The sequence below is a fragment of the Caldicellulosiruptor sp. DIB 104C genome (genome assembly GCF_028198085.1).
GTDB lineage: Bacteria > Bacillota > Thermoanaerobacteria > Caldicellulosiruptorales > Caldicellulosiruptoraceae > Caldicellulosiruptor > Caldicellulosiruptor saccharolyticus.
In genome coordinates this window covers 671,320-680,061 of sequence record NZ_CP116337.1, presented here as the reverse complement: position 1 = coordinate 680,061, position 8,742 = coordinate 671,320, and the positions used below count along the sequence as shown (strand labels likewise).

Sequence of the window (8,742 nt, the reverse complement as noted above, 5' to 3'; positions counted from 1 at the left end):
CCTCTCCTTTTGAGACTTTTTTATCTAACAATTCTGCAAATTCTTCAGAGCTTAGCTGAGTCCCATTTATATCAAACACTACTACATACTGGCCTTCTTTTATGTGTTTTAGTATCTTTTCAGCCTCTTTTTTAAAAAGCATCTCAACGTTTCGGTATTTGTTCTCATCTTCTTCTTTTATTTCAATTTCCTCAATTTTTGTCCATCTTGAAAGTCGTTTTTTATACTCCTCTGCGGCCTCTTTAAAATACCTTTCTTTTATTGTCCCAACGCAGATTACCTTTATCATATGTCATCCACTTTCGACAAGAGTTTGTCAATCAGGTCATTTAGTTCATCTCTGCACTTTCTGTACTTGTCATCGTCTCCACCGTAAGGGTCAACTACATCAAGATTTTCTTTGCTATCTAATACATACTCTTTTAGAGTAAAGACTTTGTCCATTACACCAGGATACATATTGATTATTGCTTCTTTATGATATTTTTCCATTGTCAAAATTAAATTGCTTTCCTTTATCATATCTTCATTAATCAGCCTTGATACATGAGAAGAAATGTCAATCCCAAGCTCGTTCATAACCAATACAGCGTTCTTTGATGCTTTTTGTGGAAAAAAAGCAGACAAGCCCGCCGATTCAACCTCAATATCATCTATGTTCATTTTTTTCAGTTTATCTTTCAAAAGATATTCAGCCATGGGACTCCTACACGTATTGCCTGTGCACACAAAAAGTATCTTTTTCTTGCTCATCACAACACCTCAATCACATTGTTTGCTGATGCTTTAAAAAGCCTATTTTCAAGCGCAAGATATTCTATTCCAAATTCTCCCCATTCGCAGATGATATAATCAACACCAAGGTGGTTAAACCTTCTTAAGGCAGAAAATAAGTTTTTTCCACATTCTTTATAGTCAAACATACTACCTAATACGATTTTGTATTGAGATTCAAAATTGTGAGACGTCTCATAAAAGCAAAGTATACCAACTTTGTATCCTTTTATTTCTAAATCCTTTTTTATCTCATTTATCTTATCTATTCTTTTGTGAATTTTTCCCTTGACAACTATCATCTTTGCGTCTGGTGCATAGTGCTTGTACTTCATACCTGGTGCCTTAGGCACAGATAGAATATTTCCAGCTAAAATTGAAGGGTCATATTCAATATCCTCCAAAATTTCTTTCAAAATCGAAAAAGGCACTGCACCTGGACGCAATATATATGGCTTTGAGCTACTCAAATCGATCACTGTTGACTCAAGCCCAAAAGAGCACTTACCACCGTCAATAATCACATCAACCTTGCCAAAAAGATCTTCTATCACATGCTGAGCTTCTGTTGGACTTGGCTTTCCTGATACATTTGCAGACGGTGCCGCAACTGGCACACCCGCTAACTCAATCAGCTCAAGTGCAATTTTATTGTTCGGCATCCGGATACCAACAGTGTTAAGGCCTGCTGTTACATTGTCCGGTATACATTCTTTCTTAGGAAGAACAATTGTAAGAGGTCCTGGCCAAAATTTCTCTATTAGCTTGTAAACTCTTTCATCAGTAACCTTTGCACACATATCCAACATTTTTTTTGATGATATGTGTACAATTAAAGGATTATCTTGCGGCCTTCCTTTTGCAACAAAAATCTTGTCAACCGCTTCTTTTAAAAGTGCATTTGCGCCAAGCCCATAAACAGTCTCGGTGGGAAATGCAACCAGACCACCTTCTTTTAAAATTTGAGCCGCCTTTGAAAGCTTATTGTAATCTATCTTTCCTTTAGCATCAATTATCATAGTCACAGCTCTAACCACTCCAATAACAGTAGTGCAAAGACTATTCCAATCATATTAGAAACTGCACAAATTTTAAAATCCTCTTTTCGACTATACTCTGGTATCATCTCGCTCATGACAACATAGAGCATTGCGCCTGCAGCTGCCATAAGACAGCCTGCCATCAAAAGCCTGGTAATAGAACTTAATAAGCTTCCTATCAAGCAACCAATCCCTGTAGGAACTCCAGATAAAAAGGCAATTTTAAGTATGTCAATACTTCTCTTTTTTGCAATCTTAAATGGCACAGCAAGCGCAAAACCCTCAGGTATATCGTGAATAATTATCATAATCCCAACTAAAATTCCAAATCTATGGTTGAAGGTAAAGCTGCTGCCTATTGCTAAGCCTTCTGGAAAGTTATGAAGAGCAATCCCAATCGAAATTAAAAACCCGCTCTTTATATATCGATTTTCTGCAAAAATTGGACTTGTATTCAAATATCTTTCAATTACTCCAATTGCTATATATGAAATAATTAAAACTGCTATGCTAGGCAGCAAGCTTGAAAGACTTATTGCCTCAGGAATAAGTCCAAAACTAATAAGACCTAACATTAGTCCTGATGTAAAGCCTATCAAAATGTCAATTACCTTTTCATTCTCAAGGGGCAAAAATAAAGTAAAAACTGCACCAATACATGCGCCCAATATTCCACATAAAAAAGCAAACAGGTTGAAAGTTATATAACTCATTACATTTTTAGAGTGATGAATGTTCATTTAAATATTATGACAAAGTTCAAATCTTTATAAACAAAAAATACAAAATATTTACCTTGCCGGCTCTGCTTTGCTGTAAACAGTTCTTAAAATCACAATGGTAACTCTTCTGTTAAGAGCTCTTCCCTGAGGTGTTTTGTTTGATGCAATTGGCCTATATTCACCATATCCTACAACAGAAAATCTTTCTGGTTTTACTTTCGAAACTCTTAGAATTTCTTGTAAAACAGTAGTCGCTCTTGCAGTTGAAAGCTCCCAGTTTGAATAAAAGTACTTGTTATGAATGGGAACATTGTCTGTGTGCCCCTCAATTCTTATATCATTATTGGGAACTTTTTCTAAAATTTTGGCGATTTCATGCACAACTTCTTTTGCCTGAGGCGTCAGCTGCGCAGAGCCACTGTTAAAGAGAACATCTTTAAGTAATATTGACAGTCCTCTTTCTTCCTGTATCACAAGCACTTTGCCTTCAATACCATGTTCCTTAATAAGGCTCAAAACCTGCTTTTGGATATCATTTATAATCTCTTCTTCAGTCATTTGTCTATTTTTGGTTGTTCCACCAATGTCAGTATTTGTCCCTTTTACATTCTTTCCTGAAAGTCCTTCCAAAATAGAGGGACCAGAATTTTCAAAGATATAAGCAGTACCTTTTAATACAGATGTCAGCGATTCTGTAAAGTTTTTGTATTTATCTATATCAATTTTGCTCATTGAATAAAGGACCACAAAATAAATTAGCAAAAGTGTAATCAAGTCTGAATAAGTAATAAGCCATCGTTCATGATTTTCTTTTTCTGGTTCCTCAACTCTTCTCCTTCCCATCTATATCAACCCCCAATTGTAGCGCTTGCAGCCTCTCCAGCTTGCCTTTCTTGCTGCTTGCCTTCTGGGAGAATTCCACCTATTTTCTCTCTCAGTATTCTGGGATTTTCCCCTGCTTGGATTGATAAAAGTCCTTCCACAATAATTTCATTTAACATCTTTTCTTGTTTTGCTTTTGTCTTAATCTTTTTACCAAAGTTAAGCCATACAAGATTTGCAAAGGAAACTCCGTATAAAGTAGCAACAAAAGCAACAGCTATTGCTGGTGCAACTTCGTCAGGATTTGATATGTTGCTCAAAACCGAAATTAGCCCCATTACAGTACCAATAATACCCATTGTAGGCGAATAACCACCTGCTGCTTCAAAAACCTCTGCTGCAGCTCTTAGCTCATTTTCTGCAAGATATACCTCTCTATCTAAAATGTCCCTTATGACCTCACCTTCAATTCCATCAACAACCAACCCCAAACCCTTTTTCAAAAGAGGATTTTGGATATTGGGAATTTCTTGCTCAAGAGCTAAAAGCCCTTCTTTTCGTGCCCTGTCAGATAGCTGCACGAGCTGTTCCACAATCCCCGAAAAGTCTATCTTCTTGTCCATAAACACCATTTTCAGATGCTTTATTGCAAGCTTTATCTCAGACATTGGAAATGAAACCAACACAGCTGCAATTGTCCCTCCAAACACGATCATCGCAGCAGAAATCTGCAAAAGCTTTGCTGGATTACCTTTTTCAATTATAAATGCAGTCAAAAGTGAACCAAAGCCCAAAATAAGCCCGCCAATTGACAATATATCCATCTTTCTTCATCATCCCTTTTTTTGAAATTTTGCACATACTATCATATTTATTATCGGCACCTTAGCCAACCTCTTTTAATCTCTCTGTCTGAAAATGTGTTATGAGTGCATCAATTATCTCGTCAAGGTCACCGTCTAAAACTTGCTCAAGCTTATAAAGTGTTAGCCCTATCCTATGATCTGTCACACGACCTTGAGGAAAGTTGTAAGTGCGGATTCGTTCGCTTCTATCACCTGTTCCAACCTGGCTTCGCCTCTGTGACTCTATCTCCTTTTGCTGCAAGGACTGATAATAGTCATAAAGCCTCGCTCTTAAAATTTTCATAGCTCTGTCCCTGTTTGCATGCTGCGATCTCTCATCTTGACAGGATACAACAATTCCTGTAGGTTTGTGAGTTATTCTTACAGCAGATTCTGTTTTGTTTACATGCTGACCACCTGCACCACCTGCTCTAAATGTCTCAATCTCAAGGTCCTCTTCTCTTATCTCAACCTCAACATCCTCAACTTCAGGAAGTACTGCCACAGTTGCTGTGGATGTATGGATTCTTCCACCTGACTCTGTAACTGGCACTCTTTGGACTCTGTGAACACCACTTTCGTATTTTAGCCTACTGTATGCGCCTTTGCCACTTATCATAAATATGACTTCTTTAAAACCGTCAAGATCACTTTCACTTGTTGACATCACTTCAACCTTCCAATTCTTCCTCTCAGCATACCTTGAATACATCCTAAAAAGCTCTGCAGCAAAAAGTGCTGCTTCCTCGCCACCTGCCCCTGCCCTTATCTCCATTATAACATTTTTTTCGTCGTTTGGGTCCTTGGGCAAAAGTAAAATTTTAAGCTCTCTTTCTACTATCTCCTTTTGCTCTTTTGCTTGATTTAACTCTTCTTTTACAAGCTTTTCAAAATCTTCATCAAGATTTGTATCTAAAAGCTCTTCAGCTTCTTCAATTGTCTTTATTATCCTTTTGTACTCTCTGAACTTTTCAACAATTGGTTGTAAGTTGCTGTGCTCTTTCATAAGCTTTTGCCACTCTTGATTGTTATTGATTATCTCAGGATCTGAGATCTTCTTTTCAAGCTCTAAATATTTTTCCTCAATTACCTGAAGTTTTTCTATCATCAAATCACCCCTACTGTTATATTTTTACCCCAAAGCTGCATATACACATCTTTCTATATTATTCAAATCATTCTTCGATTTTATATCAACATACCCTAAATCCTTCAAAATCTTTTTCACATGCTGGGATTGCCTATACCCTACCTCAAAAATAATATACCCGCCTTTTTTCAAATATTGCCTGGCATTTTTAGCAATCTCTTGAAAGTAGTACAGCCCATTTTCTTTTGAGAATAAGGCTTGTTTTGGTTCCTTTAAAACTCTTTTATCAAGCATTGAAATCTCATTCTCAGATATATAAGGTGGATTACTAAAGATTGCATCAAACTTGAGCGAAGGTGGAATGTTTTCAAATAAATTGCTTTTTACAAAATGAATTTTATCAAAAACACCATTTAATTTGGCATTCTTTTCAGCAACCCTTAAAGCATTTTCTGAGATATCCACTGCAATGACCTTGCAATCTAAAAATTTACAAAGAGCAATTGCAATACAGCCACTCCCAGTCCCTACATCTAAAAAATTAAGGTTTTCTTTTCTGTTAAAAAGCTCAATTGCAACTTCTATCAATGTTTCTGTGTCAAAACGAGGAATTAAAACATCCTCGTCAACATAAAATTCAAGTCCCATAAAATATGCTTTGTTTGTACAATACTGAAGAGGAAAATCCATCGTGTATTTTTTTGCTGCAGAAATTATTCTTTGATAATCCTCTTCTTCAATTGTCAAATTCTTTTCTAATATAGCCTGACTTTTGTCAATGTTTAGTATCTGAGAAACCAGCAAGATAGCAATCCGTTTGTAATCCTCGCCGTTTTCAGCGCAGTAATCCTTTAAAATATTTATTACCTCTTCTAAAACACTACCCAATTTTTTGTCTTTGCTACCATTCATCTAAGCTTTTATCCTCCGGAATGACCTCTTTTAATGCTTCAATTGCAACCTCTATCTGCTTTTCATCAGGCTCTCTTGTTGTTATGTTCTGAAGCCAAAGCCCAGGATATGAGACTATCTTGGCAAGAAAGCTTTCGCTCTTTCCCGCCCATCTTATTATCTCATATGAAATACCAACAATAATAGGTAGTAGCAAAAGTCTTAAAGTTGTTCTTATCAGCACAGACTGCCAACCTGATAATGTAAATACAATAATACTAATGATTATCACAATAAACAAGAAACTTGTGCCGCAGCGAGGATGATGTGTAGAAAACTTTTTTATATTTTGTACAGTTAATTCTGATCCATTTTCATATGCAAATATTGTTTTGTGTTCAGCACCATGGTATTCAAACACCCTCTTTATTTCTTTCATCTGTGATGCAAAAAATAAATAGAGAATAAAGACTATTACTCTTACTATTCCTTCTATCATATTTTTGCCAAAGTTGTTTATATCAAACTTTTTAAAAATCTCAACAGACCACGTTGGGATATAAAAAAACAAGAGTATTCCTAATATGACTGATAATATAACTGAAAAGTAGATAGCAATATCACTAATCCCAATTTTCTGAAAAAATTTCTTTTCAAAAAGTCTGTCAAAAAAGTCCTTTTGTTTTTCTCTTTCCTCTTGCGGCAAATCTTGCATGGCAATGTCAGCTGATTTCACCAGAGCTCTTGTGCCCAAGAACATTTGTTCAAATAGGATAAAAACTCCTCTTATAAAAGGGATTTTCTTAAATTTGTTTGTGTCATCGATAGACAAATCCTTTACTTCTTTGTAAAGCTCTCCGTTCGGCTTTCTTATTACAATTGAAATCTTTTTTGGCCCTTTCATCATAATACCCTCAATCAAGGCCATACCACCAATTGTAGTTTTTTTCATACTCATCTTCCTATCTTTTAAGAATTTATAAAACAAAAAGGATTAGCACAGGCTAATCCTTTTTTATGTGCGCCTCTTAAACTCTATTTCTGGTCAAGACCATATTTCTTCATAAACCTCTCCACTCTTCCTGTTGTATCAACAAATTTCTGCTTTCCTGTAAAAAATGGATGGCATTTTGAACAAATTTCAACATGGATTTCCTTCTTTGTTGAACCAGTTATAAATGTCTCACCACATGCACATCTTACAACCGCATCATGATAATATGTTGGATGGATTCCTTCCTTCATTTTATTCACCTCCTGCTAAAATTTATGTTAAATTCTGTTATTTTTTCGAACCCACAGCTTTCTCACACCCATAAAGGCGCAAAAATATTTTACAACAGTTATGTATCTTTTACAAGAGCTTTTTAGAAGAATTAAAAAAACAATTTACAATAACTTCCTTAAAACTCTTTTAACTTTGGCTCTACCAAAGCAATCTGAGAAAAATCTTTATCGTTGTGAAGAAGCAGTAAACCATTTTCAATTGCTATTTGAGCAATTATCACGTCAATTGTACTTCTTATACTGATTCCTTTTTTCTTGCATTTAAAATATAACTCTGCAGCCTTTTCATACGACTCTTTACCGTTTTTCAAATCATAGAATCTCTGGCTACTTAAATATTCCTTGAGCAGTTTGAATTCTTTCTCATCCTTCGCACCTTGCAAAATCTCCTGATACACTATATTACAAATACCAAATGGTATATTGTTAGAAATTACATAATGTAACTTCTCAACTTTTCATTTGCGTTTCCTTTAAAGTAATCTATCAATACTGAAGTATCAACTAAAATCATGAATTCAGCCTCATTTCTTTATAATCATAATCTTCTGCAAATGAAATTTTACCTCTCAGTTCTGACAATTTCTTCCGACTGTGATTCTCAACAAACTCTTTTAAAGCAATCTCAACAGCTTCCTTCTTAGTTTTAACCCCTGCTATCTCCATCGCTTTTTTTAAAAGTTCATCGTTCAAAATTATATTTGTTCTCATCTTTATACACCTCCTAATGTGTATTCTAATACACACTAATTCTCCTGTCAATCAAACTGAATCCTTATTCCTCTTTTACCTTAAAACAGAGTATAAAAAATCCTAACACCATGCAGCAAAAAGAAATCACAAAAAGAATATTTTTGCCAAGTGCATCAATAATTCCTCCAGCTATAATAGAGTTGAATGCAAAAAAAGGTCCCATCAAAAAATTTCTAAGTCCTATATAAGCTGGCTGTTTTAATGGGTCTTTACAAAGTTTTGCAGCTAAATTGCTCTCATTTACATTTCTTGCACTCTGTGCAATACCAAATAGCCCCACTGAAAGATAGTAAATATTTATATTGCTCATCAAATATGTAAAATAAATTGCAGGCAAGAATATGAGAGCAGAAATTACAAGTGTACTTTTAAACCCATACTTTGAACCTATAATTCCCCACATCATATATCCAACTGTTTGAGAAAACAACAATATAGTTGTTGCAACCGCAACATGCTCAGTAGTTATACCAAGGCTATTTTTTGCAAATATAGTTTGAAAGCCAAATGGCATCTTA

General features: G+C 35.3%; 12 protein-coding genes and 1 pseudogene. All 13 read right to left on the bottom strand.

Annotated features, from left to right (window positions below; all coding sequences use genetic code 11):
- Window positions 1–289, bottom strand: a 289-nt coding sequence (locus tag PGC14_RS03215; RefSeq protein ID WP_271629500.1) for a 23S rRNA (pseudouridine(1915)-N(3))-methyltransferase RlmH, incomplete at its 3' end; no start/stop codon positions are given.
- The gene (locus tag PGC14_RS03210) at window positions 286–753 is read right to left on the bottom strand and encodes a low molecular weight protein arginine phosphatase (RefSeq protein WP_011917056.1); all 468 of its coding nucleotides are present in this window, start codon (window positions 751–753) and stop codon (window positions 286–288) included. The genes PGC14_RS03210 and PGC14_RS03215, both read right to left, overlap by 4 nt.
- Entirely contained in the window at window positions 753–1,799 is a 1,047-nt protein-coding gene (locus tag PGC14_RS03205) for an L-threonylcarbamoyladenylate synthase (RefSeq protein WP_011917055.1), read from the bottom strand. The genes PGC14_RS03210 and PGC14_RS03205 overlap by 1 nt, the downstream gene beginning before the upstream one ends.
- The gene (locus tag PGC14_RS03200; protein ID WP_271629499.1) at window positions 1,796–2,482 is read right to left on the bottom strand and encodes a ZIP family metal transporter; all 687 of its coding nucleotides are present in this window, start codon (window positions 2,480–2,482) and stop codon (window positions 1,796–1,798) included. Before PGC14_RS03200 ends, PGC14_RS03205 begins: the two co-directional genes overlap by 4 nt.
- A gap of 123 nt (window positions 2,483–2,605) precedes the next feature.
- The gene (locus PGC14_RS03195) at window positions 2,606–3,379 is read right to left on the bottom strand and encodes an OmpA family protein (RefSeq protein ID WP_039765495.1); all 774 of its coding nucleotides are present in this window, start codon (window positions 3,377–3,379) and stop codon (window positions 2,606–2,608) included.
- A 5-nt stretch (window positions 3,380–3,384) separates the two neighbouring features.
- The gene (locus tag PGC14_RS03190; protein WP_011917052.1) at window positions 3,385–4,182 is read right to left on the bottom strand and encodes a flagellar motor protein; all 798 of its coding nucleotides are present in this window, start codon (window positions 4,180–4,182) and stop codon (window positions 3,385–3,387) included.
- Between the two features lie 61 nt (window positions 4,183–4,243).
- Window positions 4,244–5,311 carry a peptide chain release factor 1 gene (prfA, locus tag PGC14_RS03185; RefSeq protein ID WP_011917051.1) on the bottom strand — a complete coding sequence of 356 codons (1,068 nt, stop codon included), beginning with the start codon at window positions 5,309–5,311 and terminating at the stop codon, window positions 4,244–4,246.
- A 24-nt stretch (window positions 5,312–5,335) separates the two neighbouring features.
- Window positions 5,336–6,205 carry a peptide chain release factor N(5)-glutamine methyltransferase gene (gene prmC / locus PGC14_RS03180; RefSeq protein ID WP_271629498.1) on the bottom strand — a complete coding sequence of 290 codons (870 nt, stop codon included), beginning with the start codon at window positions 6,203–6,205 and terminating at the stop codon, window positions 5,336–5,338.
- Window positions 6,195–7,136 carry a DUF1385 domain-containing protein gene (locus PGC14_RS03175; RefSeq protein WP_011917049.1) on the bottom strand — a complete coding sequence of 314 codons (942 nt, stop codon included), beginning with the start codon at window positions 7,134–7,136 and terminating at the stop codon, window positions 6,195–6,197. Before PGC14_RS03175 ends, prmC begins: the two co-directional genes overlap by 11 nt.
- 83 nt (window positions 7,137–7,219) lie before the next feature.
- Window positions 7,220–7,429: a 50S ribosomal protein L31 gene (rpmE, locus tag PGC14_RS03170; protein ID WP_013430572.1), complete on the bottom strand. Its 210-nt coding sequence runs from the start codon at window positions 7,427–7,429 to the stop codon at window positions 7,220–7,222.
- A 158-nt stretch (window positions 7,430–7,587) separates the two neighbouring features.
- A pseudogene (gene vapC / locus PGC14_RS03165) lies at window positions 7,588–7,985 on the bottom strand (type II toxin-antitoxin system VapC family toxin).
- Window positions 7,982–8,182: a type II toxin-antitoxin system VapB family antitoxin gene (locus PGC14_RS03160; protein WP_011917046.1), complete on the bottom strand. Its 201-nt coding sequence runs from the start codon at window positions 8,180–8,182 to the stop codon at window positions 7,982–7,984. Before PGC14_RS03160 ends, vapC begins: the two are co-directional and overlap by 4 nt.
- 64 nt (window positions 8,183–8,246) lie before the next feature.
- Window positions 8,247–8,742 (bottom strand): MFS transporter (locus PGC14_RS03155; protein WP_271629496.1); only part of this gene is annotated, 496 nt, incomplete at its 5' end.

Excerpts from the sequence above, each read along its gene's own strand:
- PGC14_RS03210 (WP_011917056.1), bottom strand. The coding sequence starts at position 753 with ATGAGCAAGAAAAAGATACTTTTTGTGTGCACAGGCAATACGTGTAGG.
- PGC14_RS03195 (WP_039765495.1), bottom strand. The coding sequence starts at position 3,379 with ATGGGAAGGAGAAGAGTTGAGGAACCAGAAAAAGAAAATCATGAACGA.
- PGC14_RS03190 (WP_011917052.1), bottom strand. The coding sequence starts at position 4,182 with ATGGATATATTGTCAATTGGCGGGCTTATTTTGGGCTTTGGTTCACTT.
- prfA (WP_011917051.1), bottom strand. The coding sequence starts at position 5,311 with ATGATAGAAAAACTTCAGGTAATTGAGGAAAAATATTTAGAGCTTGAA.
- prmC (WP_271629498.1), bottom strand. The coding sequence starts at position 6,205 with ATGAATGGTAGCAAAGACAAAAAATTGGGTAGTGTTTTAGAAGAGGTA.
- PGC14_RS03175 (WP_011917049.1), bottom strand. The coding sequence starts at position 7,136 with ATGAAAAAAACTACAATTGGTGGTATGGCCTTGATTGAGGGTATTATG.
- rpmE (WP_013430572.1), bottom strand. The coding sequence starts at position 7,429 with ATGAAGGAAGGAATCCATCCAACATATTATCATGATGCGGTTGTAAGA.
- PGC14_RS03160 (WP_011917046.1), bottom strand. The coding sequence starts at position 8,182 with ATGAGAACAAATATAATTTTGAACGATGAACTTTTAAAAAAAGCGATG.